The sequence below is a fragment of the Piscinibacter gummiphilus genome (assembly GCF_032681285.1).
Taxonomy (GTDB): domain Bacteria; phylum Pseudomonadota; class Gammaproteobacteria; order Burkholderiales; family Burkholderiaceae_C; genus Rhizobacter; species Rhizobacter gummiphilus_A.
The window spans coordinates 4,253,890-4,278,822 of the sequence record NZ_CP136336.1 but is presented as its reverse complement, the minus strand read 5'-3'; the positions used below and the strand labels follow the sequence as shown (position 1 = coordinate 4,278,822).

At 69.2% G+C, this 24,933-nt stretch carries 22 protein-coding genes; 12 read left to right on the top strand and 10 right to left on the bottom strand.

Annotated elements, in window-relative coordinates; genetic code table 11:
* Positions 1–2: 2 nt before the first annotated feature.
* From RXV79_RS20165 to RXV79_RS20135, 7 genes are all read right to left on the bottom strand, one after another.
* Positions 3–917 carry an LOG family protein gene (locus RXV79_RS20165; RefSeq protein WP_316699893.1) on the bottom strand — a complete coding sequence of 305 codons (915 nt, stop codon included), beginning with the start codon at positions 915–917 and terminating at the stop codon, positions 3–5.
* A gap of 30 nt (positions 918–947) precedes the next feature.
* Positions 948–1,697 (bottom strand): HesA/MoeB/ThiF family protein, encoded by a 750-nt coding sequence (locus RXV79_RS20160; protein ID WP_316699892.1) that lies wholly within the window; start codon positions 1,695–1,697, stop codon positions 948–950.
* A gap of 68 nt (positions 1,698–1,765) precedes the next feature.
* Positions 1,766–3,217, bottom strand: coding sequence for a S41 family peptidase (locus tag RXV79_RS20155; protein WP_316699891.1), 1,452 nt, complete (start codon positions 3,215–3,217; stop codon positions 1,766–1,768).
* 193 nt (positions 3,218–3,410) lie between these two features.
* Entirely contained in the window at positions 3,411–5,948 is a 2,538-nt protein-coding gene (locus tag RXV79_RS20150) for a diguanylate cyclase domain-containing protein (RefSeq protein ID WP_316699890.1), read from the bottom strand.
* Between the two features lie 11 nt (positions 5,949–5,959).
* Positions 5,960–6,220 carry a hypothetical protein gene (locus tag RXV79_RS20145; RefSeq protein WP_316699889.1) on the bottom strand — a complete coding sequence of 87 codons (261 nt, stop codon included), beginning with the start codon at positions 6,218–6,220 and terminating at the stop codon, positions 5,960–5,962.
* A gap of 104 nt (positions 6,221–6,324) precedes the next feature.
* Entirely contained in the window at positions 6,325–8,607 is a 2,283-nt protein-coding gene (locus RXV79_RS20140; RefSeq protein WP_316699888.1) for an ATP-dependent DNA helicase, read from the bottom strand.
* Positions 8,608–8,637: 30 nt separating this feature from the next.
* Positions 8,638–8,835 (bottom strand): hypothetical protein, encoded by a 198-nt coding sequence (locus tag RXV79_RS20135; protein WP_316699887.1) that lies wholly within the window; start codon positions 8,833–8,835, stop codon positions 8,638–8,640.
* Positions 8,836–8,982: 147 nt separating this feature from the next.
* Here RXV79_RS20135 and RXV79_RS20130 point away from each other — a divergent pair, with 147 nt between their 5' ends.
* The 12 genes from RXV79_RS20130 (at position 8,983) to RXV79_RS20075 (ending at position 23,926) form a co-directional block, all read left to right on the top strand.
* Positions 8,983–9,873, top strand: coding sequence for a hypothetical protein (locus RXV79_RS20130; protein ID WP_316699886.1), 891 nt, complete (start codon positions 8,983–8,985; stop codon positions 9,871–9,873).
* Positions 9,874–9,878: 5 nt separating this feature from the next.
* The gene (locus RXV79_RS20125; protein ID WP_316699885.1) at positions 9,879–11,708 is read left to right on the top strand and encodes a cytochrome C; all 1,830 of its coding nucleotides are present in this window, start codon (positions 9,879–9,881) and stop codon (positions 11,706–11,708) included.
* Positions 11,705–13,204, top strand: a complete 1,500-nt coding sequence (locus tag RXV79_RS20120) for a cytochrome c3 family protein (RefSeq protein ID WP_316699884.1) — start codon at positions 11,705–11,707, stop codon at positions 13,202–13,204. Before RXV79_RS20125 ends, RXV79_RS20120 begins: the two co-directional genes overlap by 4 nt.
* A 16-nt stretch (positions 13,205–13,220) precedes the next feature.
* Positions 13,221–15,665: a hypothetical protein gene (locus RXV79_RS20115; RefSeq protein WP_316699883.1), complete on the top strand. Its 2,445-nt coding sequence runs from the start codon at positions 13,221–13,223 to the stop codon at positions 15,663–15,665.
* Entirely contained in the window at positions 15,628–16,272 is a 645-nt protein-coding gene (gene ccmA / locus RXV79_RS20110; RefSeq protein ID WP_316699882.1) for a cytochrome c biogenesis heme-transporting ATPase CcmA, read from the top strand. The genes RXV79_RS20115 and ccmA overlap by 38 nt, the downstream gene beginning before the upstream one ends.
* Positions 16,269–16,934, top strand: coding sequence for a heme exporter protein CcmB (ccmB, locus tag RXV79_RS20105; RefSeq protein WP_316699881.1), 666 nt, complete (start codon positions 16,269–16,271; stop codon positions 16,932–16,934). The genes ccmA and ccmB overlap by 4 nt, the downstream gene beginning before the upstream one ends.
* A 22-nt stretch (positions 16,935–16,956) precedes the next feature.
* A complete protein-coding gene (gene ccmC, locus RXV79_RS20100) occupies positions 16,957–17,694 on the top strand; it encodes a heme ABC transporter permease CcmC (protein WP_316699880.1) in 738 nt (245 codons plus the stop codon).
* Positions 17,691–17,867, top strand: coding sequence for a heme exporter protein CcmD (ccmD, locus tag RXV79_RS20095; protein ID WP_316699879.1), 177 nt, complete (start codon positions 17,691–17,693; stop codon positions 17,865–17,867). The genes ccmC and ccmD overlap by 4 nt, the downstream gene beginning before the upstream one ends.
* 27 nt (positions 17,868–17,894) lie before the next feature.
* A complete protein-coding gene (locus RXV79_RS20090; protein ID WP_316699878.1) occupies positions 17,895–19,187 on the top strand; it encodes an NAD(P)-binding domain-containing protein in 1,293 nt (430 codons plus the stop codon).
* Between the two features lie 20 nt (positions 19,188–19,207).
* A complete protein-coding gene (locus tag RXV79_RS20085) occupies positions 19,208–21,256 on the top strand; it encodes a TonB-dependent receptor plug domain-containing protein (protein ID WP_316699877.1) in 2,049 nt (682 codons plus the stop codon).
* 69 nt (positions 21,257–21,325) lie between these two features.
* Positions 21,326–21,766: a hypothetical protein gene (locus RXV79_RS20080; RefSeq protein WP_316699876.1), complete on the top strand. Its 441-nt coding sequence runs from the start codon at positions 21,326–21,328 to the stop codon at positions 21,764–21,766.
* Between the two features lie 87 nt (positions 21,767–21,853).
* Entirely contained in the window at positions 21,854–23,926 is a 2,073-nt protein-coding gene (locus RXV79_RS20075; RefSeq protein WP_316699875.1) for a TonB-dependent receptor, read from the top strand.
* Here RXV79_RS20075 and RXV79_RS20070 read toward each other — a convergent pair.
* From RXV79_RS20070 to RXV79_RS20060, 3 genes are read right to left on the bottom strand one after another with little or no spacing between them, the layout of a single operon-like run.
* Positions 23,904–24,152 carry a hypothetical protein gene (locus tag RXV79_RS20070; RefSeq protein WP_316699874.1) on the bottom strand — a complete coding sequence of 83 codons (249 nt, stop codon included), beginning with the start codon at positions 24,150–24,152 and terminating at the stop codon, positions 23,904–23,906. The two genes, RXV79_RS20075 and RXV79_RS20070, sit on opposite strands and share 23 nt — an antisense overlap.
* Positions 24,149–24,688 carry an RNA polymerase sigma factor gene (locus tag RXV79_RS20065; RefSeq protein WP_316699873.1) on the bottom strand — a complete coding sequence of 180 codons (540 nt, stop codon included), beginning with the start codon at positions 24,686–24,688 and terminating at the stop codon, positions 24,149–24,151. Before RXV79_RS20065 ends, RXV79_RS20070 begins: the two co-directional genes overlap by 4 nt.
* The gene (locus RXV79_RS20060) at positions 24,688–24,900 is read right to left on the bottom strand and encodes a YgaP family membrane protein (RefSeq protein ID WP_316699872.1); all 213 of its coding nucleotides are present in this window, start codon (positions 24,898–24,900) and stop codon (positions 24,688–24,690) included. The genes RXV79_RS20065 and RXV79_RS20060 overlap by 1 nt, the downstream gene beginning before the upstream one ends.
* Positions 24,901–24,933 lie beyond the last annotated feature (33 nt).

The following is a 24,933-nucleotide window of genomic DNA, read 5'->3' as shown; positions in this document are numbered from 1 at the left end:
GGTCAGTCTTCCATGTCGAAGCTTCCAAGGTCGCCGATTTCGGTGGCGGGCAGGTCGAAGCCGTATTCGGCTTCCAGCGCCTCCCAGGCTTCTTCCGCCGACTCGACGAACTTGAAGAGCTGCAGGTCGACCTCGCTGATCATGCCGGTCTCGACCAGGTGATCGAAGTTGACGAGCTTGGTCCAGAACTCGCGCCCGAAGAGCAGGATGGGACGGCGGCGGCATTTGCCCGTCTGGATCAGCGTGAGCACCTCGAACATCTCGTCGAGCGTGCCGAAGCCACCAGGGAAGCACACCAGCCCGATCGAGCGCATCAGGAAGTGCATCTTGCGCAGGCCGAAGTAGTGGAACTGGAAGCACAGCTCCGGCGTGATGTAGGGGTTGGGCGCCTGCTCGTGCGGCAGCACGATGTTGAGGCCGATGCTCTTGCCGCCCACTTCGTGCGCGCCGCGGTTGCCCGCCTCCATGATGCCGGGGCCGCCGCCTGTGACGACGTAGATCGGCGCGGCGAGCTGCCGTGACTTCTCGGTGACGAGCGCGCCGAAGCGGCGGGCCTCGTCGTAGAAGCGCGACATGCGCACGTGGTTCTCGGCGATGCGGATGGCGGTCTCGTTGTTGGCCGAGGTCGCGTCGGTCAGCAGGCGCTGCGCCACGTCGGGCGGGACGATGCGGGCGCTGCCGAAGATGACGATGGTCGACTCGATGGCCTGCTCCTTCTGCACCATCTCGGGCTTGAGCAGCTCGAGCTGCATGCGCACCGGGCGCAGCTCGTCGCGCAGCAGGAATTTCTCGTCGGTGAAGGCGAGGCGGTATGAGCTCTCCGGGCCGTCGTAGAGCGAAGGCGGCGGGCCTTGCAGCTCGGCTTCCTTCTTGGCCGGGAGGATGTTGCGGGCGGTGAGTTCTGTGCGCTTGTCCATGGGGTGCAGCTTACCCCTTGAACGTGGCAACTAGCGTGCCTTGCACACGCTGCAGTCAGGGCTGCGCGCGGTCTTGATTTCCGTCCACTCCATGCTGCGGGCGTCGAGCATCTGCAAGCGCCCGGCGAGCGACTCGCCCGTGCCGGCCAGCAGCTTCAGCGCCTCGGCCGCCTGCATGCTGCCGACGATGCCCACCAGCGGCGCGAAGACGCCCATCGTGGCGCAGCGCACCTCTTCGAAGGCGGCGTCGGGCGGGAACAGGCAGGCGTAGCAGGGCGCGTCGGGCTGGCGGGTGTCGTACACGGAGATCTGCGCATCGAAGCCGATGGCTGCGCCCGAGACCAGCGGCTTGCGGTGCTTCACGCAGGCGGCATTCACCGCGTGGCGGGTGGTGAAGTTGTCGGTGCAGTCGATCACCACGTCGGCACCGGCCACGAGTTCATCGAGCCGCTCGGGGCCGGCCCGCTCGCTGAGCGCCACGACCTGCACTTCCGGGTTGATCTCGCCGATCGACTGCGCGGCCGACTCGGCCTTGGGCCGGCCCACGCGACTCATGTCGTGCGCGATCTGCCGCTGCAGGTTGGTGAGGTCGACGGTGTCGTGGTCGACGATGGTGATGCGGCCCACGCCCGCTGTGCCGAGGTACAGCGCCACCGGCGAGCCCAGCCCTCCGGCGCCGATCACCAATGCATGCGATTCAAGCAGCTTGCGCTGGCCTTCGATGCCCAGCTCGTCGAGCAGGATGTGGCGCGAGTAGCGAAGGAGCTGGTCGTCGTTCATGCCGCAATGATCGCCCCAAATGACAAACGCCCGCAGGCTGCGGGCGTCGTCGTGAGGCGGGTGCTACGTCAGTTGGTCGTCGACGCTTCCGGCTTGCGCTCGACGGCGCTCTTGGACACCAGCACCGGCTTGCCCTTCAGGCGGTTGAGCGCCTGGGCCAGCTGGAAGTCTTCGGCGCTGCCGAACTCGGGCAGCGGCTTCGGGCTGGCTGCGCTCTTGGCGGCTTCTTCTTCCAGCTTCTTGCGCTGCTCTTCGCGCGCCTTCTCGCGTGCTGCGTCTTTCACCTCGGGGCCCTGGCCGCTGTTGAGGTGCTTGTCGAGGTCGGCCTCGCGCATGCGCAGCGCGGCGAAGACGTTGCCTTCGGCGGTCTCGTCGAGCATGACGTCGGGCACGATGCCGCGGGCCTGGATCGACTTGCCGCTCGGCGTGTAGTAGCGGGCGGTGGTGATCTTCACTGAGGTGTTGGCCACCGGCAACTGGCGGATCTCGGTTTGCACCGAGCCCTTGCCGAAGGTCTGTGCACCCATGATGGTGGCGCGCTTGTGGTCTTGCAGGGCGCCGGCCACGATCTCGCTGGCCGAGGCCGAGCCTTCGTTCACGAGCACCACCACCGGCACCGTCTTCACCGCGTCGGGCAGGCCCTTGAGCGGGTCGAAGCCGGAGCGGCGGCTGTAGTCGCGCTGCACCGCCTTGAACTCGGCGCGCGACTGCGGGATCTGCCCGTTCATCGACACCACCGTCACGCCTTGCGGCAGGAAGGCGGCCGAGATGGCGACGGCCGCGTCGAGCAGGCCGCCCGGGTCGTTGCGCAGGTCGAGCACCAGGCCCTTGAGGTTCGGGTCTTGTGCGTACAGGTCGTTGACCTTGCGCACGAAGTCGATGACGGTCGGCTCCTGGAACTGGCGCACGCGCACCCAGCCGTAGCCCGGCTCGATCATCTTGGCGCTCACGCTCTGCACGTTGATCTCGGAGCGGGTGATGGTCACCGGGAAGGTGCGGGTCTCGGACTTGCGGAAGATGGTGAGGATGACCTTGGTGTCACGGTCGCCACGCATGCGCTTGACGGCCTGGTCCATCGTGAGGCCGCGCACCGCGGTGTCGTCGATCTTGGTGATGAGGTCGCCCGACTTGATGCCGGCCTTGAAGGCGGGCGAGCCTTCGATGGGCGAGACGACCTTCACCAGGCCGTCTTCCATGCCGATTTCGATGCCCACGCCGACGAACTTGCCCGAGACGCTTTCGCGGAACTCGGTGAAGTTCTTGCCTTCGAGGTATTGGGAATGCGGGTCGAGCCCGGAGACCATGCCGCCGATCGCGTCGCGGATCAGCTTCTTCTCGTCGACCGGGTCGACGTAGGAGGTCTTGACCACATTGAAGACTTCAGCGAGTTGCTGCAGCTCTTCAAGGGGAAGCTGGTTGACGGGGTTGCTGCGGGCCGTGGCCTGCAGTTGCATGGTGGTCAAACCACCGGCCAAGGCCCCTACGACAACCCAGCCAGCGACCTTGAGTTTGGCGCCCATATATGACCTGCTTCCTGCAAAAAACGGAGATTTCACGCGAATTCAGTATAAAACTGCGACCCCGCTTGGAGAGCCGTGGTAGCACTAAGTTTCACGGCTTTTTCCCGAGCTGGCGCACGCGGTGGCGGAGGGTGTGCAAACAAACACGCAGTGTCCAAATGGGCATCGCGGCACCGGGGCATCCGGCGGGCGCTCAACCCTCGGCCGCGGCCATTTCGAAACGGCCCCGCCCGGCGCGCTTGGCCTGGTAGAGCGCCACGTCGGCGCGCTGCGCCAGCGACTGCACAGAGTCTTCGCCATTGCGCGCCACGGCCAGGCCCACGCTCGCCCCGATCGACAACTGCTTGCCGTCGATGGCGAAGGGCTCGCCGAGCGCGCCCACGATCTTGCGGGCGACGGTCGCGGCGGCGGCGGCGTCCTTCACGTCGGGCAGCACCACGGCGAATTCGTCGCCGCCCAGGCGCGCCAGCAGGTCGGTCGGCCGCAGCACCTTCTGCAGGCGCTGGGCCACGGCCACGAGCAGTGCATCGCCGGTCGCGTGGCCGTGTTCGTCGTTCACCGGCTTGAAGCGGTCGAGGTCGACCATCAGCAAGGCGAGGGGGTGGTGGTCTTCATGGGCGCGCAGCAGGGCTTCGCCCACCCGAAGGTCGAAGCCGGCGCGGTTGAGCGCGCCGGTGAGCGGGTCGGTCTGCGAGGCGTCGAGCAGGATCTGGTGCTGGCGCTTGTGGCTGGTGATGTCTTGCGACAGCGCCACGAGCCCGGCCACCTGGCCATCGGCGTCGCGGAAGGGGATATAGGTGGTCTCGAAGTACTGGTGCCCCTCGGTGCCCGACTCGAAACTCACCCGCTGCCCGGAGAGGGCCGCTTCGATGAAGGGGCGGCGGCGCTCGTACTCCGTCTCGCCCAGCACCTCGCGTGCGTGCTGGCCGGCGATGCGCCCGCGCGGGCGGCCCACCCAGTGGTCGAAGGCGTCGTTCGTGAAGAGGTAGCGCTGGTGCCTGTCGGCCACGGCCACCAGCACCGGCAGCGTGGCGGCCACCACCTTGAGGATCGACTCGCTGCGCTGCAGCTCGGTGCGGCTCCTGATCTCGTGGGAGATGTCGCGCATGACGATGGAGTAGGTCTCGACCTCCTGCCGCTCGTCGCGGTGCACGATGAGCATCTCGCTGACGTCGATCTCGCGGCCATCGCCGCGCAGCACCGAGGTCTCGCCCAGCCACAGGCCCGTGGCCAGCGCGGCGGGCATGATGACGTCGCGCACCTGCGGCTCGCGGTGCGCGGGCAGGAAGTCGTCGAAGCGCAGGTGCTCGATCGGGTCGTCCGGCTTGAGTTCGAGCATCGCGCGGCCGGCCGGGTTGAGGTAGAGCATCTGGCCCTGGGCGCTGACCTGGGCCACGATGTCAGTGCTGCGCTCGAAGATGGCGGTGAGCATGCGCTGGGCGCGCTGCTGCTGGGCGCGCTCGGTCACGTCTTCGATGGAGCCCACGTGGCCGATGAGCCGGCCGTCGACCGTGAGCGGCGCGGTGCGCACCGAGAGCATCGCCGGCGCGCCGTCGGGCTTGGTCACGTAGAGGGTGTTGCGCACGGGGTCGTGGCTGGCCGTGGCCTGGCGCCAGACGGTCATGAGCTCGTGGCGCTGCGTGGGCGCGACGAGATCGCTCCATCCCCAGGCCATGCGCTCGCGTGGCAGGCCGAACTTCTGGAAGTAGGCGTCGTTGGCGTAGGTGGTCTCGCCCTGCGTGTTGGTCATGAAGAGGCCGAGCGGGAAGGCGTTGCTCACCGCGTCGAACTGCGCCTGGCTGTGCCGCGTGGCACGCTGGCTGCGCGAGAGCATCCACGAGAACACCGCGCCGCCGAGCGTGAGCAGCACCAGCACACCGATGCCGAGGTTGCGCCGCGCGTAGAAGGCGGCGAGCAGCTCGTCGCGCTCCTGCGACACGAGCACCGTGACCGGGAAGTCGACCAGGCGCTCGAAGGTGGCCACGCGCGGCTGGCCGCCCGTCAGGCTGCCGTCGTGCTGGAACGTGCCTTGCACCACGCCGGCCGGCGCCGGCCGCGCCCGGTTGGCCAGCACGTTCTGGCCGATCAGGCTGTCGGAATAGGGCGCGCGCACGACCGCGATGCCACTCGACGTGGCCAGCGAGATGCCGCCGGCCGGCTTTTCGCGCAGGCGCTCGTGGATGGCGCTGAGGCGGGGCAGGTCGATCCAGGCCACCACGCCCGCTGCGTTGCCGACGGGCGCGGCGAGGCGGCGTGTCATCGGCCAGCGCCACGGGTCGGTGGTGCTGCCGCGCAGGGGGCTGCCGACGTGCATGCCCTCGGTGCCGGCTGCGAGTTCAACGGGTGGCATCGTCTCGGCCCAGGCCGGCGCGCCGGGCACGGCGATGCCCTTGCCGGCCGCGTCGACCAGGCTCACCTGCACCAGGTCTTCGGACTGGCGGGCGAAGGTCTGCAACAGGCCGGCCAGGCCGTCATCGAGTTCGGGCGAGCGTTGCAGCCATTGCTGCACCACCGCGAGCCGGCCTTCGGTGACGCGCAGCAGGTCGCGCGTCTGCTGGGCGGCGGCGTTGTTGATGAGGCGCAGCTGCTTCTGCGCGTTGGCCATCATGCGCCGCTCCTGCGCGACCGCGAAGCCGAGCACCAGCCCCCACAGGATGGCCAGCAGCAGGGCGACCGCGACGAACGGCCCCCAGGCGATCAGCCGGGAGTAGGGCTTGGCCGCGGTGGGCAACTGATGCGGTATCACTTCTTCGCGGGTCGTCGCGCGGGCGGGCTGGCCTCGGGCGGCCGGCCCGAGCTGCCGGGCACGATGCCCGGCGTGTTGATGCACCTGAGGCTCCGGGGGGCCATCGCGTAGGTGCTGGTGCCGGCCACGTTCTGCTCGAGCGCGGTGGACAGCAGGGCCGAGCGGGCCGTCTCGCAGGCGAGGTTCGAGTTGAACGTCGCGACCAGGTACGGGTTCATGCCGTACGCGGTCACCATGAAGGCGAAGAGCGATACCACGGGAGTCTCCTTGCGAGGACCTGTTGAGTGATGCGGAGATGCGAGAACGAACGTGCCCCGATGATCGGTCACCTTAGCCGAAGCGCATTTTGTTACGGCGCGGATCAGCCGGGAATTTGGGGCTCACTTCGCTGGATCGTCCACCAATCCGGGAGCAGCCGGCGCACTCGGGGGCCGGCGAAACGGTCGTCGATGAGGTGGATCACCCCTTCGTCCTGCGGCGTGCGGATCACGCGGCCGGCCGCCTGCACCACCTTCTGCAGGCCGGGGTAGAGGTAGGCGTAGTCGTAGCCGCGTTCGGCGCCGAAGCGCTGGTCGAGGCGCTTCTTCATCTCTTCGTTGACCGGGTTGAGTTGCGGCAGGCCGAGGGTGGCGATGAAGGCGCCGATGAGCAGCCGGCCGGGCAGGTCGATGCCTTCGCCGAACGAGCCGCCCAGCACCGCGAAGCCGATGCCCTGGCCCTCGGGCGTGAAGCGGGCGAGGAAGGCCTCGCGCTCGGGCTCGCTCATGCCGCGCGACTGCTCCCACACCGGCACCTCGGGCGCGAGCATGCGGAAGGCCGCCAGCACTTGGCGCAGATAGTCGAAGCTGCTGAAGAAGGCCAGGTAGTTGCCCGGGCGCGCGGCGTATTGGCGGGCGATCAACCCGGCGATCGGGTCGACCGAGGCGCTGCGGTGCTGGTAGCGGGTGGAGATGTGGCGCGCCACGCGCACCTCCAGCTGCTCGGCCGAGAAGGGCGTGGGCACGTCGAGCCAGACGGTGTCGTCGGGCAGGCCCAGCAGGTCGGCGTGGAACGCGTGCGGCGTGAGCGTGGCCGAGAAGAGTGCGACCGCGTGGGCCACCGCGAGCCGGGGCCCGAGCTGCGGGGCGGGCACCACGTTGCGCAGCGTGAGCAGCGCGGTCGGCTTGCGCGGCCCGTTGAGCGTGACGTCGAAGAGCCAGTTCTCGTCGGCCAGCTCGTGCACGCGCGAGAAGTGCAGGGCGTCGAAGTAGAAGCGCTGCAGCTCGCCGTCGACGGCCGCGGTCGGGTGCTCGGTGAAATGGTCGGTGATCGCGGCCGTGGCCTTCTGCAGCGCCTGGCTGAAGTCTTCGGGCACGCCGGGGTGCACCTGGTAGGGTACGGCTTGTGTCTTCGCGATCGCGTTCCAGGCCTTGTTGAGCCGGGTGAGCGGGCCCTTGAGCGAGGCCGGCGCGTTGCGGCGCACGGCCTTCAAGGCGGCCTGGTCGAGGTCGGCGCTGTACATCATGCGGCCACGCTCCAGCAGGTTGTGCGCCTCGTCGACGAGCACTGCCACGCGGCTGCCGCGCGCGAGCGTGAGGCCCATCAGCAGGCCGCCGAGGTCGAGCCAGTAGTTGTAGTCGCCCACGATCACGTCGGCCCAGCGCGCGAGTTCCTGGCTCAGGTAGTAGGGGCAGACCTGGTGGGCAAGAGCCACCTCGCGCACGCTGGCCTTGTCGAGCATCGGCCGGGTGAGTGCCTCGGCGCGGGCAGCCGCGAGGCGGTCGTAGAAGCCTTTGGCGAGTGGGCAGGAGTCGCCATGGCAGGCGAGTTCGGGGTGTTCGCAGGCCTTGTCGCGGGCCACCAGCTCCAGCGTGCGCAGCAGCGGTTTCCCCGCCTGCACGCGCTCAGACGCTTCGAGCGCGAGCTGCCGGCCCGAGCCCTTGGCGGTGAGGAAGAACACCTGGTCGAGCTGCTGCCCCGGCATCGCCTTGAGCATGGGGTAGAGCGTGCCCAACGTCTTGCCGATGCCGGTGGGCGCCTGCGCGAGCAGCACGCGCCCATGCACCGTGGCGCGGTACACCGCCTCGGCCAGCTCACGCTGCCCGGTGCGGAACTGCGCATGCGGGAAGGGGAGCGAGGCGAGCGCCGCGTCGCGCGCCGTGCGGTGCGCCAGCTCCTGTTCGGCCCAGGCGAGAAAGCGCTCGCACTGCTGCTCGAAATGCACACGCAGCGTGTCGGCGCTGAAGGTCTCGGTGAAGACGGTCTCGCGCTGCGTGACGATGTCGAAGTAGACGAGCGAGACGTTCATCTCGTCGAGCTGCTCCTGCTGGCACATCAGCCACCCGTACACCTTGGCCTGCGCCAGGTGCAGCGCGCGGTGGTTGGCCGGCTGTCGCGCGAGGTCGCCGCGGAAGGTCTTGACTTCCTCCAGCGTGCGGGTGTGGTGGTCATAGCCGTCGGCGCGGCCCCGCACGGTGAGCAGCTGGTACGAGCCGCTCACGCTGACTTCGGATTCATAACCCGCGCGTTGCCGCCGCGCGGCCACCGTGGCGTGGCCGGCCTGGCCTTCGAGCGCGGTGGGCGCGGGTGTGAAGCGCAGGTCGAGATCGCCCGCCTTGGCGGTGAACTCGCACAGCGCGCGAACGGCGACGACGTACTGCTTCAAGGCGCCAGATGCACGCCGGTGAGGGTGCTGCTACAGCAGCGAGGCCGGCGGCTTGACCGGCTGTTCGCGTGCCTTGTCGACGATGGCCTGGGCCTTCTCCAGCTCGAGGTAGACCGACGCGAAGAGCGCCCCCACGTCGGCCAGCTTGGAGCGCGTCACCCCGGGCGATGGGTTGGTGATCAAAGCCGCCGTGATCGTGGCCGAAGGTTGCAGCAGGTCTTTGTTCATCGAGGGCTTCCGGAGTGTGGGTCATCGTACCCGGCTTCGGAAAAGAGCGGTTACAGCTTGGGACGACAGTTCAGCGGGCCTTAAGGAAAGCTCTCTAGCCTGCGTTCTCCACTCCAGCCAGCCGATGTCTGCCAGCCACGAGTCCCCATGAGCGCCGTTCCCGATCGCCGCGATGCGGCCCTCCCGAACGCGCCCCGATCCAGCCCCGCCCTTGGCGACGGGCTGCTGTACGCCGCGCTCGCCCTGCTGGTGCTGCTGGCCTGGGCCATCAGTCGCCGCGGCTACTTCAAGGCCGGCGACGACGTGGGCTACTGGCTCGGTGTGGCGGGCGGGCTGATGATGCTCACGCTCTTCACCTACCCGCTGCGCAAGCATTTCCGCTTCATGCACCGGCTGGGCAAGGTGAAGTGGTGGCTGGTCGCCCACATGGTGCTGGGCATCGCCGGGCCGCTCCTGATCCTCGTGCATTCCACCTTCCACATCGGCTCGCTCAATGCGGGCGTGGCGCTGTGGAGCATGGTCATCGTGGCGCTGAGCGGTGTGGTCGGGCGCTTCATCTACATGCGGGTGAACCGCGGCCTGCACGGCGAGCAGACCACCCTGCGCGAGCTGCAGGTGCGCGCTGGTCTTGACCAGAGCGAGACACGCTCGCGCCTGCACTTCGCGCCTGCGGTGGAAGCGCGCCTGCTGGCGTTCGAAGAGCGCGAGCTCAAGGCGCCGCCGCGCTGGAGCACCTACCTGCGCCAGGTGCTGGTGCTGCGCTGGCAACGCTGGCATGCCTACCGGCAATGCCTGTCGGAGCTGCACCGCGCCATCGACCGGGTGGCCCACAAGCGCCAGTGGGACGCCACCGAGCGCGCCCGGCGCGAGCGCCAGGCCCGCAAGCTCGTCGACCGCTACCTCGCCAACGTGGTGCGGGTGGCGCAGTTCACCGCCTACGAAAGGGTGTTCGCGCTGTGGCATGTGGCGCACGTGCCCTTCGTCTACCTCCTGATCCTGAGTGCCGCGTTCCATGTGTTCGCGGTGCACGCGTACTGACCGCGATGGGCTGGCGCGCATGGGCCCGGTGGACCTGCCTCCTCGCGTTGCTGGCCCTGGTGCTGCCGCTGCGGGCGCAGAGCCTCGAGTCGGTGCTCGCGCCAGGCAAGCTCAGCGAGGCCCACGCCAAGTGGGACGACGACTGCAAGCAGTGCCACGTGCGCTTTGACCGCAACGCGCAGGATCGGCTCTGCACCACCTGCCATAAGGACGTGGGCCACGACATGCTCGAGCGCGCCGGCTTCCACGGCAGGCAGAAACAAGCGCAGGCCTGCCGCAGCTGCCACACCGAGCACAAGGGCCGCACCATGCGCCTGGCCGAGTTCGACCGCCAGCGCTTCGACCACACCCAGACCGACTACGTGCTGCGCGGCCGCCACCTGAAGGCCGAGTGCAGCGCCTGCCACCTGCCGGCCCACAAGTACCGCGAGGCGCCGCAAGACTGCCTCGCCTGCCACCGCAAGGACGACACCCACAAGGGCAGCCTCGGCCCGAAGTGCCACGAGTGCCACACCGAGACGAGCTGGAAGGAAGCGAAGCTCGACCACGACAAGACCCGCTTCGCGCTCACCGGCAAGCACGCCGACACGCCCTGCGCCAGCTGCCACAAGGACACGCAATACCGCGAGACCCCGCGCGCCTGCGTCGGCTGCCACAAGCGCGCCGACGAGCAGCGCGGGCATAAGGGCCAGTTCGGCGAGCGCTGCGAGAGCTGCCACGGCACCAAGTCGTGGAAGGGCAGCCTCTTCAACCACGACACCGAGACCCGCTACCCCCTGCGCGGCAAACACCGCCTGCTGGCGTGCACGAATTGCCACACCGGGCCGCTCTACCGGCAAAAAACCGCAAGCGAGTGTTACGCCTGCCACCGCCAGGACGACAAGCACCAGGGCTCGCTCGGCCGCGAGTGCGCGAGCTGCCACACCGAGCGCGACTGGAAGGAGCGTGCGAAGTTCGACCACGGCAAGACCGCTTTCCCGCTGCTCGGCCGCCATGCCGACACCGAGTGCAAGGCCTGCCACAAGAGTCCGCTCTTCAAGGAGGCCCCGAAGGACTGCATCGGCTGCCACCGCAAGGATGACCGCCACCAGGGCACGCTCGGCGAGAAGTGCGAGAGCTGCCACGCCGAGAAGAACTGGAAGACGACCGCTGGCCGCTTCGACCACGACAAGACCCGCTTCGCGCTGCGCAACGCCCACGCACGCACCTCGATTCCATGCGCGGCCTGCCACCTCGAGATGGGCGGCCCGCGCATCGTCTTCCGCACTGCCTCGACCGAGTGCGTGGCTTGCCACCGCAAGGACGACCGCCACGAAGGCCAGCTCGGCACGCAGTGCAGCCAGTGCCACACCGACCTGAACTGGCGCGTGCCGACCTTCGACCATGCGAAGACACGCTTCCCGCTCACCGGCGGCCACCTCATCGCCAACTGCAAGGCCTGCCACCTCACGCCGCGCTTCAAGGATGCGAAGGCCGAGTGCCACTCGTGCCACCGCAAGGACGACAAGCACCAGCTTCGCTTCGGCCCCCGCTGCGACACCTGCCACACCACGCGCGACTGGAAGACCTGGCGCTTCGACCACGACCAGCGCACGCGCTATCGACTGGACGGCGCCCACGCCAAGGTGGCCTGCGAGTCGTGCCACACGCGTGAAGCGCCGCGCGGGAAAGACATCGCGCCGATCGGCACCCACTGCAGCGCCTGCCACCGCAACGACGACGCGCACGACGGCCAGTTCGGCCCGCGTTGCGAGCAGTGCCACGTACCGCAGTCGTGGAAGCGCGTGACCAACCTGCGCACCGGCAGCCTGCAACGCCCGAGGTGGCTCCAATGACAACCAAGACGACAACCAAGAACCTGATCCGACTGTTCATCGCCGTGGTGCTCGCCGCACTCGCCGCCTGGGGCATCGCCCAGGTGCCGGTGCGCGACTTCGACCACGTGAAAACCGGCTTCCCGCTCACCGGCGCGCACGCCAAGGAGCGCTGCGAAAGCTGCCATGTGAATGGCGTCTTCAAGGGCACGCCGCGCGATTGCGCCAGTTGCCACGCCGCCGGCTCGCTGCTCTCGCGTACCAACATCGTGAAGCCCGTGCGCCACTTCCCCACCACCCAGGCCTGCGACGCGTGCCACAACACGCAGACCTTCACCGGCGCCCGCTTCACCCACGGCGGCGTGCTCCCCGGCAGCTGCCAGAGCTGCCACAACGGCAGCTTCGCCACCGGCAAGCCGGCAGGCCACCTGCAGACGCAGGCTTCGTGCGACAGCTGCCACCGCGCCGCCGCGTGGGTGCCGGCGACCGGCTTCGACCATGCGAGCGTGACGCCCGGCACCTGCGCCACCTGCCACAACGGCAGCCGCGCCGTGGGCAAGCCGGCCATGCACATGCCGGTGGGCTCGCAGTCGTGCGATGCCTGCCACGCCACCACGCGCTGGCGCCCATCGAGCTGGAACCATACGCAGGTGCCGATCACCAACCAGTGCGCCACCTGCCACAGCGGGGCCTACCCGCCGGCCGACGGCCGCTCGCCGAGCCACATTCCCTACCAGCTCGTGACCGGCACGCCGATCACCAACTGCGACACCTGCCACCGCAGCGGCTACGCGGCGTGGACGCCAGCCCGCTTCCACAGCAGCGTGACGGTGTCGAGCCAGTGCGCCACCTGCCACACCGGCAGCTTCGCGCCTGCGGTGGGCAAGCCCAACACCAGCACTCACGTGGGTGTGACGGCCTGCGAAGGTTGCCACCGCTCCACCGCCAGCTGGCTCACGGTGAGCTTCGCGCACTCGCCGGCCAACGCGGTGGGCACCGGCACCTGCGACACCTGCCACAACGGCACCGTCGCTAAGGGCAAGTCGCCCACGCACGTGCCGGTGACGACCGGCGTGGCGCGCTGCGATTCGTGCCACCGCTCGCAGTCGAGCTTCGCGACGGCGGTGACGATGAACCACAGCGTGGTCACCACCACCCAGTGCAAGGCCTGCCACAACGGCAACTACCTTTCCGAGGGCGCGACCGGCGCGCTCGCCAAGCCGGCCAACCACATCCCCGAGGCCACGCAGCTGCTCAACGGCGGCGCGCTGGACTGCAACGCCTGCCACACCAGCACCACGAGCTGGGCGTCGATGCGCATGAACCACAACGCGAGCCAGGGCAACGGCGCGGGCTGGTGCAAGGGCTGCCATGCCGCGGGCACCTCGTTCCTCGGGAACATGGACAAGATGCCGCTCAACCACCGCAATCGCACGCCGGCGCCCACCGACTGCTCGCAGTCTGGCTGCCACCGGCCGCTGGGCAATGTCGGGGCCGCGTATTCGAAATGGAACTGAACGAGGCCCGGCGCGCTTGAAGAACTTCTACCGACTCGGCCTGGCCCTGCTGCTGGCAGCGCTGGCCCCGTGGGCGCAGGCCCAGCTGATCGACGACGTGAGCATCCGCGCCGAAGGCAACGATGCGGTGGTGCAGGTGCGTTTCACCGCGCCCGTGCAGTACCGGCGCGCGGTGCTCATGCCCTCGGGCGATTTCGTGCAGGCCTTCTACGAGGTGCTGCCGCCCTACGAGGGGCTCAACTTCGATTCGGGCCAGCGGCGCGTGATCGGCGGTGACCGCCTGCCCCGCGTGACCATCACCGACGAGGCCACCGACCGGGCCGGCATCGAGCGCAAGCTGGTGGTGCGTTTCGCCGAACCGCAGCGTGCCCGCGTGCGCGCGGGGCGCGGCAACCGCAGCATCGAGTTCGTGCTGACGGCGATGGCCGTTCGCGCCCCTGCGCCAGTGCCTGCACCTGTTCCGTCGCCAGTGCCCGCACCGGCGCCTGCACCGGCGTCTGCACCGCTACCCGCTGCTGCGCCGCCGGTGGCCGTCGTCCCCGCGCCCGTGCCCGCACCTGCGGCGTCGGCGGTCTCGGCGGCGCCACCGCCGGAGCGCTACGTGGTCGTGCTCAAGGCCGTCACCGCGCCGGGCGAGCAGGCCGATGCGCCCGTGCCGCGCTCGCTGCAGGACTACACCGTCTTCACCGAGAAGCGACAGGTGGGCAACCGTGTCGTCTACGAGATCAACCTCGGCTACTTCGACACCCGCGCCCAGGCCGAACGCGCGCGCGGGCTGCTCGCCGAGCGCTTTCCGCAGGCGATGGTGCTCGACCTCAACAAGCCGCGCGAGCCCGAACCCGAAGCACCGCCCACGCGTGTCGCCGCCGCCGTGCCGGCCCCTGTGCCGGAGCCACCCGCGCCACCACCGCCGCAACCCGCTCCGCCACTGCCACCGCCGGCCCCGGCCCCGGCTCCGGCTCCGGCTCCGGCTCCGGCTCCGGCTCCGGCGCCCTCCGCCGAGCCTGCGCCACCGTCACCCCCGCGCCCGCGCATCCGTGCGCCCATCACCCCCACGACCACGCTCGTCGGCTCGGTCTCGCAGTTCTATTACGGCGGCCAGAGCAAGGTCCGCACGCAGGAGTTCCAGGAGTCGCCGATCAGCGGCCTGCCCGAGCTGCAATCCGACAACACCTTCTCCGGCACCGACCAGAAGCAGTCGGTGAGCAGCGTCGACCTGAACTGGCGCCACCGCGATGCCGAGCGCGACATGCGCTTCGTCTTCCGTGACAGCTACTCCGCGGACCTGCTCGACAGCCGGCGCAGCAAGAACCGCCTCTCGGCGCTGTACTTCGACCACCGCTCCACGAGCCTCGGCACCAACGTCCGCGTAGGCCGTCAATCCGGCACGGGCGCCGGGGTGCTCGGCCGCTTCGACGGCGTGCAGGGCGGGGTGCTCGTGGCGCCGAAGTGGCGCGTCAATGCGGTGGCCGGCAGGCCGGCTGACAAGCTGCTCGACAGCCGGCGCCAGTTCTACGGCAGCTCGCTCGACGCCGAGGCCTTGACGCCCGAGCTGAGCGGCAGCGTCTACGCGATCCAGCAGACCATCGACGGCGAAATTGATCGCCGCGCGCTCGGCAGCGAGCTGCGCTACTTCAGCGGCGCCACCTCCGCCTTCGGCTTGCTCGACTACGACCAGGTACTGAAGGGCGTCAACATCGCGATGCTGCAGGCCACCTGGCAGCGCGCCGACAACACCGTGGTCAACCTGCTCGTCGACCGCCGTGCCACGCCGATGCTCTCTCTCGGCAATGCGCTCTTCTTCCAGACCGCGAGCCCGCCGGCGCAGAGCGTGCGCGAGCTGCTGGCCAGCGGCGCCACGGTGGGCGACCTGCGCGCCCAGGTGAAGGGGCTCAACTCGTTCACCACGCAGTCGGTGCTGGGCTTGACCACGCCGCTGTCGGCCCGCTGGCAGATCGGCGGCGACATCCGCTCCACGCAGATCGGCGAGATCGCGCCGGTGGCCAACCTGCTGCCCTACGGCCAGAAGCCCACGCGCGTGCTGAGCCTCGGCTCGCAGCTCATCGGCAGCAACCTCTACTCGGCGCGCGACACGCACGTGATCGGCCTCACCTGGCTGCGCGGCGCGACCCAGCTCGTCGACGTGCCCGACCCGGTGGACCCGGCCAATTCGACCTTCCGGGACTCCACCTACACTGCCGTGCTGCTGAACTACAACCATTCGTCGTTGATCCGGGAAGCCCTGACGCTCGAGCCTTCGATCAAGTTCTACCGCCAGACCGACAATGCGGGCCTCAAGACCACCCGCTGGACGCCAGGCCTGCGCCTGAGCCACCGGCTCGGCAAGCAGCTCACGACCGAATCGGAGCTGACGTCGGAATACAGCAAGACCACGTCACCGGCACGCAACGAATCGTCCAACCGTGTCTATTACTACCTCGGCGCCCGCTACGACTTCTGATGCTTCGGCGCCGCTGCTGGCGGCAAACGCACTGGCCTGCCGGCGTGGCGACCGGGTTCTCTTCAAGGGGCTCGACCTGAAGCTCCTGCCCGGCCAGGTGCTGTGGCTGCGCGGCGCCAACGGCCGCGGCAAGACGAGCCTGCTGCGCCTGCTGGCCGGCCTGTCCACCCCCGAGGCGGGCACGGTCGAGCGGCGCGACGGCCTGCTCTACGTGGCGCACGCGAACGCGCTCAAGGAAGACCTCACGGTGCTTGAGTCGCTGCGCTTCCTCGCGCGGCTGCAGGGGCGAGACACCACCGAGGCCGCGCTGGTCGACGCCTTGCGCCTCTTCGGCATGGCCTCGCGCCGCGATGCGCCGGTGCGCACGCTCTCGCAAGGGCAGCGCCGGCGCGTGGCGCTGTCGCGGCTGGCGCTCGCGCCGTCGGCGCCGGTGTGGGTGCTCGACGAGCCCTTCGATGCGCTCGACGTCGACGGCATCGCCACGCTCAACGGCCTGCTCTCGCGCCACGCCCAGGCCGGCGGCGGCGTGGTGCTCACGAGCCACCAGGCGCTGACCCTCAGCGAGCCGGCGCCGCGCGAGATCCAGCTCGACGAGGTGGCCCGATGAGCGCATTCACTGCGGTCCTGGCGCGTGATCTGAGGCTGGCGGCGCGGCGTCGCGTGGAAGCGCTGCTGCCGGTCGCCTTCTTCACCGTGGCGGTGAGCCTCTTTCCCTTCGGCGTGGGCCCCGAGGCGCAGACCCTGCGCATCATCGCGCCCGGCGTGGTGTGGGTGTGCGCGTTGCTCGCTGCCATGCTCTCGGTCACCCAGCTCTACGCCACCGACCATGCCGACGGCTCGCTGGAGCAGATGCTGCTGTGCGGCGAATCGCCGGTGCTGATCGCCACGGCCAAGGCGCTCGCGCACTGGCTGTTGACGGGGCTGCCGCTGATCGTCTTCGCGCCGCTCTTCGGGCTGATGTTCGACATGCGCGGTGAGTCGATTGCCGCGCTCACCTTCGGTCTCGTGCTGGGCACCCCCATCCTGAGCCTGCTCGGCGGTGTGGGCGCGGCGCTCACGCTCGGCCTGCGCAGCGGCGGCGTGCTGCTGATCCTGCTGATCCTGCCGCTGTGCATTCCGGCGCTCATCTTCGGCGCCGGCGCGGTGGGGGCGGTGGAGTCGGGCGTCTCGGCTCAGGGACACTATTCGCTTCTGGGCGCGCTGCTCATCGTCACCCTGTTGCTCGCCCCCTGGGCCACGGCGGCGGCCCTGCGCATCTCCACCGAATGAACCCTTCGCGACGATCCACACCATGAGCTTCTACACCTTCGCCGCACCCTCGCGCTTCTATCAGCTCGCGGGCTGGGCCATCCCGTGGCTCTGGGCCGCGGCAATCGTGCTCGCCGCCATCGGCCTGTACATCGGCTTCTTCGTCGCGCCCACCGACGCGACGCAAGGCGAGTCGTACCGCATCATCTTCATCCACGTGCCGGCCGCGTGGATCTCGATGGTGCTCTACCTCGCCATGGCCTTCTGGGCCGGCATCGGCTGGGCCTTCAAGACGCGCCTGTCGTCGATGGTGGCGCGCGCCATCGCGCCCACCGGCGCGCTCTTCACCTTCATCGCCCTGTGGACCGGCGCCTTCTGGGGCAAGCCGACCTGGGGCACCTGGTGGGTGTGGGATGCGCGGCTCACCTCCTACCTGATCCTGCTCTTCCTATACCTCGGCTACATCGCGCTCACCGAGGCGATTGACGACACCCGCCGCGCCGACAACGCCGGGGCGCTGGTCGCACTCGTCGGGGCCGTCAACGTGCCCATCATCTATTTCTCGGTGAAGTGGTGGAACACGCTGCACCAGGGCGCCACCGTAAGCATGACGGCCGCACCGAAGATGGCGCAGACCATGCTTACCGCCATGCTCATCATGACCTTCGCGTTCTGGGCCTACGCCTTCGCGGTGGTCTTCATGCGCACGCGCGCCATCGTGCTGGAGCGCGAGCGAGACGCCGAGTGGGTGGCCAAGCAACTGAAAGGAGAACGCGCATGAACTGGGGCAGTGCATCGGAGTTCTTCGCGATGGGGGGCTACGGCCTCTATGTGTGGGGCGCCTATGCGGTGACCCTGGTGCTGATGCTGGCCGAGCCGGTGCTGGCCGCACGGCGGCACAGCGGCGCGCGCCGCGCCGCCGCGCTGCCGCGCGACGAGCACGACGCGGGCTGAGCCGCCGTCACGGGCTGAGAGGTCGGCATGGGCTACCTGTGGCTGTACGGCGCCGTCTTCGCGGTGGTGCTCGTCGCCTACCTGCGCCGGCAGTCGCGCCGCCAGCGTGAGAATGTGGCGGCGCTGCAGCAGTCGGTCGAGGCCGGCATGGTGGAGCCCGCGTCGCTGCACCCGGTGATCGACCCGGCGCGCTGCATCGGCTCGGGCTCCTGCGTCAAGGCCTGCCCCGAGCAGGCCATCGGCATCGTCGACGGCAAGGCCGTGTTGACCAACGCCTCGGCCTGCATCGGCCACGGGGCGTGCCTCGCCGCCTGCCCGGTCGAGGGCATCGAGCTCGTCTTCGGCACCGAGCGGCGCGGGGTGGAGATCCCGCACGTGAGCCCCGATTTCGAGACCAACGTGCCGGGCATCTTCATCGCCGGCGAGCTGGGCGGCATGGGGCTCATCCGCAAGGCGGCCGAGCAGGGGCGGCAGGCCATCGGCGCCATCCGCCAGCGCCGCGGCGGCCAGCACGACTTCGACGTCGTGATCGTCGGCTGCGGCCCGGCCGGGCTGTCGGCGGGGCTCGCCGCCATCCAGCACGGCCTGCGCTACAAGCTGCTGGAGCAGGAGACCTCGCTCGGCGGCGCCGTCTTCCACTACCCGCGCAACAAGATCGCGATGACGGCGCCGGTGGAGCTGGCGCTGGTGGGCAAGGTGAAGTTCGGCGAGGTGCAGAAGGAAGAGCTGCTCGAGTTCTGGAACAGCACCGTGCAGCAGACGGGGCTCAAGATCTCGTTCCGCCAGCAGCTGGCGGGCATCGACGCGCGCGACAACGGCTTCGTGGTGCACACGAGCAGCGGCGAGCGCTACACCACGCGCACGGTGCTGCTCACCATGGGGCGGCGCGGCACGCCGCGCAAGCTCGAGGTGCCGGGCGAGGAGTCGTCGAAGGTGGTCTACCGCCTGATCGACGCGGCGCAGTACCGCGGCCAGGCCGTGCTGGTGGTGGGCGGCGGCGACAGCGCGGTCGAAGCGGCGGTGGCCCTGTCGCAGGAGACGGGCACGCAGGTCACGCTGTCGTATCGCGGCGAGGCCTTCTCGCGCATCAAGGCCAAGAACCGCATGCTGCTCGACCAGCAGCAAGCGGCAGGGCGCCTGCAGGTGCTGCTCGGGTCGGTGGTCAAATCGATCGAGGCCGGAAGCGTCCGCATCGAACACGCGGGCCGTGAACGCAACCTGCGCAACGAGGCGGTCATCGTCTGCGCGGGCGGCCAGTTGCCCACCGAGCTGCTGCGCAAGGTGGGCATCCGTTTCGACACCAAATTCGGCACCGCCTGAGACGCCACGACACGCCCTTCATGACCGCCCACCTCACTGCACACCCGACCGCCCAGCTTTTCATCGCCGCCGCTGCCCTCGCCGCCGCCTGCACGGCCCAGGCGCAAACCGAGCCGGCCGCCGCTGCCGCGCCCGCCGCGGCGTCGGCGCCGGCCGCCATCGAGCTGCCCCGTGTGGAGATCACCACCCGCAGCGAGCGCGCGCCCACCAGCCGCAGCGTCATGAGCGGCGACGAGCTGCGCACCGTGCCCGGCACCGCCGGTGACACGATGAAGGCCCTGCAGGCGCTGCCCGGCGTGGCCGTGGCCGACGACAGCAGCGCCGCCCCCGCCGTGCGCGGCTCGCGGCCCGACGACAACCTCTACTACGTCGACTTCCTGCCGGTGGGCTACCTCTTCCACATGGGCGGGCTCGTGAGCACGGTGCACAGCGACCTCGTGCGCCAGTTCGAGCTCTACAGCGCCGCCTTCGGCCCCGAGTACGGAGACGCCATCGGCGCGGTGCTCGACGTGACCCTGCGCAACCCGCGCACCGACCGCCTGGGCGGCGTGCTCAACGTGAGCCTGCTCGGCGCCGATGCGCTGATCGAAGGGCCCATCAACGAGAAGCAGTCGTTCTACTTCGCGGTGAAGCGCAGCTACATCGACCTGCTGCTCGACACGGTGGAAGACGAAGACTCCGGCGTCATCATCAGCGTGCCGCGCTACTGGGATTACCAGGGCAAGTACCTCTGGAACCTCAACGCCGAGCACCAGCTGAGCTTTCACGCCACGGGTGCGGCCGACAAGCTCGAATTCCGCGTGCCGTCGGGCTCCACGCTGGCGACGCAGGAGCCCGTGCTTGCGGGTGACAGCGCCCTCAACACCGGCTACGCCACGCAGGCCGTGGTGTGGGACGGCGACTTCGGCCGCGGCGTGAGCAACAAGCTCGCCTTCGGCCGCACGATCGACCGCAACACCAGCAGCGTGGGCACCGCGCTGCGCGCCACCTCGCGGGCCAACACCGTGTTCCTGCGCGAGCAGCTGCGCTTCAAGCCGGCGGCGGGGCACGACACCTCGGTGGGCGGATCGATCGAGTCAATGACGATCGACTACGACATCGACGCGCGCAACGCACGTTGCACCGAGTTCGAACCCGATTGCGACTTCAGCAGCGCCCCGCAGGTGCAAGCACGCGACAGCCTGCATGCGAAGTTCGGCAATGCCTACCTCAGCCACCGCTGGCAGGCCACCGAGGCCTGGGCCCTGAGCCTGGGCGCGCACCACACCCGCGACGGCTACCTCGGCCGCCGCTATACCGAGCCGCGTCTCGGTGTCGAATGGAAGTCGACGCCCAGCACCACGTTCACTGCCGCGTGGGGCCGGCACAACCAGTTCCCCGCGGGTGAACAGGTGATCCCGGGCTTCGGCAACACCGGCCTGTGGCACCTGCGGGCCACGCACAGCGTGCTCGGCGTGGCGCAGAAGCTCGACCGCGGCTGGTCGTGGAAGCTCGAGGCCTACCAGAAGAAGTTCGGCGACTTCGTGGTGGCCGACCCGACGGTCAACTACGTCAACGGCGGCAGCGGCCGTTCGCGTGGCGCCGAGCTGCTGATCAAGAAAGACCCGAACTCCGGCGGCAAGCTCTCCGGTTGGCTGGCGCTGAGCCTCTCGAAGGCACGCCGGCAGAACGACATCACCGGCCGCGAATTCCCGTTCGACTTCGACCAGCCGGTGATCGCCCACCTGGTGATGCAATACCGGCAAAGCGAACGCTGGATGTACGGCGCGAAATGGAGCTACCACACCGGCTCGCCCTACACGCCCATCACCGGCAGCTATGTCGACACCGATGGCCGCACACGCCCGACCTACGGCGAACTCAACGGCGAGCGCCTGCCCGCCTACCACCGCCTCGACCTGCGCGCCGACTGGAAGCTCTCGCCACGCTACAGCTTCTACGGCGAGCTGATCAACGCCTACGCCCGCAAGAACCTCTCGGGCTACAGCTACAACGCCGACTACAGCGAGCGCAAGCCGGTCACGCAGCTGCCGCTGCTGGTGTCGTTCGGGGTGTTGGTCAAGTTCTGAGCGCCGGCTGCATCCGGCCCGGCTTTCACAACGTAGTCAAAGGGCGGCGCGATACTCGGCCGCCTGCCCATGAGCCTTCTCCTCTCATCGCTCCTTGCCCGTGATCTCGCCCGCCTGCTCGCCGGCTGGTTGGCGGTCATCGTCTTCGCGCAGGCGATGGCGGCAGCCTGGGGCCAGGTGCAGGGGCCGCGCCATGTGCACGTGCGCAGCGAGGCCGTGTCGCCAGCCGCATTCGTGCACGCCGACGTGGCGCACGATGCGGAGCATCACGATCACGGCGGCTGGGCACGGCACGTGCACTTCAAGCCCGCCGCCGACCCCACGCTTGGCGACGAGGCGCAAGACCTCGCGGCCGCCGCAAGCCTCGTGCTCTCGGCGATGGTGGCGCTCGATGCGGCGCCCCACGGCGTGCGCATCGCCGCCGACACCCGTCACGTGATGCGCGCCTCGCTCGCCTGGAGCTGCATCACGCACGCCGCGCCGTTGCCCGAGCGGCCCCCGCGGGCCTGACGCTGTCCTGCTGAACCCGCCTGCCCTGGCAGGCTTTCACCACACCGGCCGTCGCAGCGCTGCGCTGGCCCATCGGACACCGTTGCCATGACACCCCGATTCCACCCCATCGCCCTGGGCGTGCTGGCCCTGTGCGGCCCCACGTTCGCCCAGTCCACCGACACCACGCCCAAGGAGAAAGAGGCGCCCGCCCAGGTGGCCGCCGTGCACCTGGAGCCCGTCGAGATCACCGGCCGCCACTACGACAACGCGGTGGGCACCTCCGACGCCGCGTCTCAAGGCGTCATCCGCGCCGAGTTGATGAAGAGCCGCCCCGCGTTGCGCCCGGGGGAAGTGCTCGAGTTCGTGCCCGGTGTCATCGTCACGCAGCACTCGGGCGACGGCAAGGCCAACCAGTATTTCCTGCGCGGCTTCAACCTCGACCACGGCACCGACTTCGCCACCAGCATCAACGGCATCCCGGTCAACATGCCCTCGCACGGCCACGGCCAGGGCTACACCGACCTCAACTTCCTGATCCCCGAACTCGTCGACCGCATCGAGTACCGCAAGGGCCCGTACTTCGCGAAGAGCGGCGACTTCTCTTCCGCCGGCTCGGCCGACATCGCCTACCGCACCACGTTCGACGCGCCCTTCGCGTCGCTGGGCTGGGGCCAGCGCGGCTACCGGCGCGGCCTCGTCGGCGGCTCGGGGAAGCTTGGCGGCGACAACACCGTGCTGGCAGCGCTGGAACTGCAGCACAACGACGGCCCGTGGACGGTGCCCGAAGACCTGAAGCGCGCCAACGGCGTGCTCACCTTCGGCGGCGGCAGCAAGAACAAGGGCTGGAGCACAAGCCTCATGGCCTACGACGCGAGCTGGACGGCCACCGACCAGATTCCCGAGCGGCTGATCACCGAGGGCTACAACGGCCAGCCCTTCAGCCGCTTCGACACCCTCGACCCCACCAGCGGCGGCAAGACGCGCCGCACCAGCCTGTCGACCGAGTGGCGCGACATCGGCGACGACCGCGCCACACGCCTCTCCGCCTACGCCATCGACTACCGGCTCTCGCTCTTCTCCAATTTCACCTACGCGCTCGACAGCGCCGACGACCAGTTCTCTCAGCAGGACAAGCGCACCGTCTACGGCTTTGCGGCAAACCACAGCATCGATCACGTGCTGGGCTCGCTGCCGGCGCGCAGCGAGGTGGGCGTGCAGCTGCGGCACGACCGCGCGCGCGTCGGGCTTTTCGAATCGTCGGCCCGCGTGCTGGGCGCAGCGGTGCGTGACGACAAGGTTCGCGAGACGATGCTCGGCATCTACGGCCAGACGAGCCTGGAGCTGAACCCGTGGCTGCGCAGCGTGGTGGGCCTGCGCGCCGACAGCGTGCGCTTCACCGTCGACAACCAGGTGACGCCGGGCTCGGCGACCGATGGCGACCAGCAACTCTCGCCCAAGTTCTCGCTCATCGCCGGCCCGTGGGCCAAGACGGAGTTCTTCTTCAACGCGGGGCGGGGTTTCCACAGCAATGATGCCCGCGGCGCGACCGATCCAGCGAGACAGGCGCCAGGCTTGGCAGCCTCTCGAGGCTATGAAGTCGGAGCCCGGACCGAATGGATTCCGGGACTGCAGAGTTCCGTCGCGCTTTGGAAGCTCGACTTTGACTCCGAGCTTCTCTATGTCGGCGACGCCGGCACGACCGAAGATTCGCTCTTGCCAAGCAAGCGCCGTGGTGTGGAGTGGAACAACCGGTGGACGCCTAACAACTGGCTGCTGTTTGACGCTGACCTTGCGTGGAGCCATGCGCGCTTCCGTCACGCGGGCATGGCTGACCGCATCCCCAACGCCGTCGACAAGGTGGCCTCCGTCGCCGTGAGCCTGAAGGACCTCGCCGGCTGGTCGGCCAGCCTGCAATGGCGCTACCTCGGCAGCGGCGCGCTGGTCGAGAACAACAGCGTGCGCTCGTACTCCTCGGCCACGACCAACCTGCGCGTGAGCCGCAAGCTGTGGAAGGACGCCGAGCTGACGCTCGACGTCTTCAACCTCTTCGACCGTGACGTCTACGACATCCAGTACTACTACGAGTCGCAGCCGGCCGGCCTGCCCGCGCGGGAAGACCGCCACGTGCACCCGGCCGAGCCGCGCACCGTCCGGCTCACCTTGAAGATCGGCTTCTGAGGCGCTGCGCCACGGTCTCGACCAGCCCGATGGTCCAGCACATCGGGCAGCCTCGCATGACGATCAAGGCGCCGATGCCCGCCAGCGCCGACGCCACCGGCCGATCGAGCTGCATCGACACGGCAATCCAGAGAAGACCGAACACCACGACGCCGCGCAGCAGATGGCCGGTGAGCGTGGTCGAGGCGAAGAGGCCATCGCGGCTGCGAGCGAAGAGCGGCCTCATCGCTTTAACTCCTTCGCGCCATCGGCCTGCAGATACTCGCGCAGCAGGGCCCGGGCGCGGTGCAGCCGGCTCTTGGTCGCCTCGCGGGTGATGCCCAGGCGTTCTGCGGCTTCGCCGATGGTGAGCTGTTCCATGTCACGCAGCAGCACGATCTCGCGGTAGGGCGCGGGCAACGATTCGAGTGCGCTCACCAGGTCGTGCCGCAGCTCGTCGGCTGGCATGGCGGCGAAGTGCGCGGCTTCGTCGCGCTCGCTCAGGCTCTCCGCGCCGCGCATGAGTCCAAGCACCGGCAGCATGCAAAGCCGCGTCACGACCCGCAGCACCCAGCCGGCGAGCGCGAGCGGATCGCGCACCGCGCCCACGCGACGGTAGAGCACGATCAACGCTTCCTGCACCACGTCTTCGACCGATGAGCTGCGGTGGCATTGCCGTCGTGCGTAACGCCGGATGTCGGGCTGCAGGTCGCGCAGCATGCGCTCCAGCGCCGCGGGGTTGCCGGCCTGGGCTGCGGCGAAGAGCGCACCGTCGAGCCGCATCAGGAACGGGGCTCCACCGGCCTGCGGCCGGATAGCGCGCAGGCGGGGCAGTAGCCCAGGAGGCCGGTCAACGCCGTGACAACGCCGCTCGCCGCGAGCACCAGGCCGAGCGGCGTGGTGCCGATCTGCGTCAGCGAACACGCCACGATCAGCAGACCACCCAATACCCGCGCGACGCATTCCTTCGAACCCACGTTCTTGCGATAGAACATCTCTTCACCTCGTGCTGCCCGGATGGTGGGCAT

Coding starts and splice junctions, on each gene's coding strand:
- ccmD (WP_316699879.1), top strand. CDS start 17,691: ATGAACTGGGGCAGTGCATCGGAGTTCTTCGCGATGGGGGGCTACGGC.
- RXV79_RS20065 (WP_316699873.1), bottom strand. CDS start 24,688: ATGCGGCTCGACGGTGCGCTCTTCGCCGCAGCCCAGGCCGGCAACCCC.
- RXV79_RS20130 (WP_316699886.1), top strand. CDS start 8,983: ATGAGCGCCGTTCCCGATCGCCGCGATGCGGCCCTCCCGAACGCGCCC.
- RXV79_RS20070 (WP_316699874.1), bottom strand. CDS start 24,152: ATGAGGCCGCTCTTCGCTCGCAGCCGCGATGGCCTCTTCGCCTCGACC.
- RXV79_RS20160 (WP_316699892.1), bottom strand. CDS start 1,697: ATGAACGACGACCAGCTCCTTCGCTACTCGCGCCACATCCTGCTCGAC.
- RXV79_RS20125 (WP_316699885.1), top strand. CDS start 9,879: ATGGGCTGGCGCGCATGGGCCCGGTGGACCTGCCTCCTCGCGTTGCTG.
- RXV79_RS20075 (WP_316699875.1), top strand. CDS start 21,854: ATGACACCCCGATTCCACCCCATCGCCCTGGGCGTGCTGGCCCTGTGC.
- RXV79_RS20060 (WP_316699872.1), bottom strand. CDS start 24,900: ATGTTCTATCGCAAGAACGTGGGTTCGAAGGAATGCGTCGCGCGGGTA.
- RXV79_RS20155 (WP_316699891.1), bottom strand. CDS start 3,217: ATGGGCGCCAAACTCAAGGTCGCTGGCTGGGTTGTCGTAGGGGCCTTG.
- RXV79_RS20090 (WP_316699878.1), top strand. CDS start 17,895: ATGGGCTACCTGTGGCTGTACGGCGCCGTCTTCGCGGTGGTGCTCGTC.
- RXV79_RS20085 (WP_316699877.1), top strand. CDS start 19,208: ATGACCGCCCACCTCACTGCACACCCGACCGCCCAGCTTTTCATCGCC.
- ccmC (WP_316699880.1), top strand. CDS start 16,957: ATGAGCTTCTACACCTTCGCCGCACCCTCGCGCTTCTATCAGCTCGCG.
- RXV79_RS20135 (WP_316699887.1), bottom strand. CDS start 8,835: ATGAACAAAGACCTGCTGCAACCTTCGGCCACGATCACGGCGGCTTTG.
- RXV79_RS20165 (WP_316699893.1), bottom strand. CDS start 917: ATGGACAAGCGCACAGAACTCACCGCCCGCAACATCCTCCCGGCCAAG.
- RXV79_RS20080 (WP_316699876.1), top strand. CDS start 21,326: ATGAGCCTTCTCCTCTCATCGCTCCTTGCCCGTGATCTCGCCCGCCTG.
- RXV79_RS20120 (WP_316699884.1), top strand. CDS start 11,705: ATGACAACCAAGACGACAACCAAGAACCTGATCCGACTGTTCATCGCC.
- ccmB (WP_316699881.1), top strand. CDS start 16,269: ATGAGCGCATTCACTGCGGTCCTGGCGCGTGATCTGAGGCTGGCGGCG.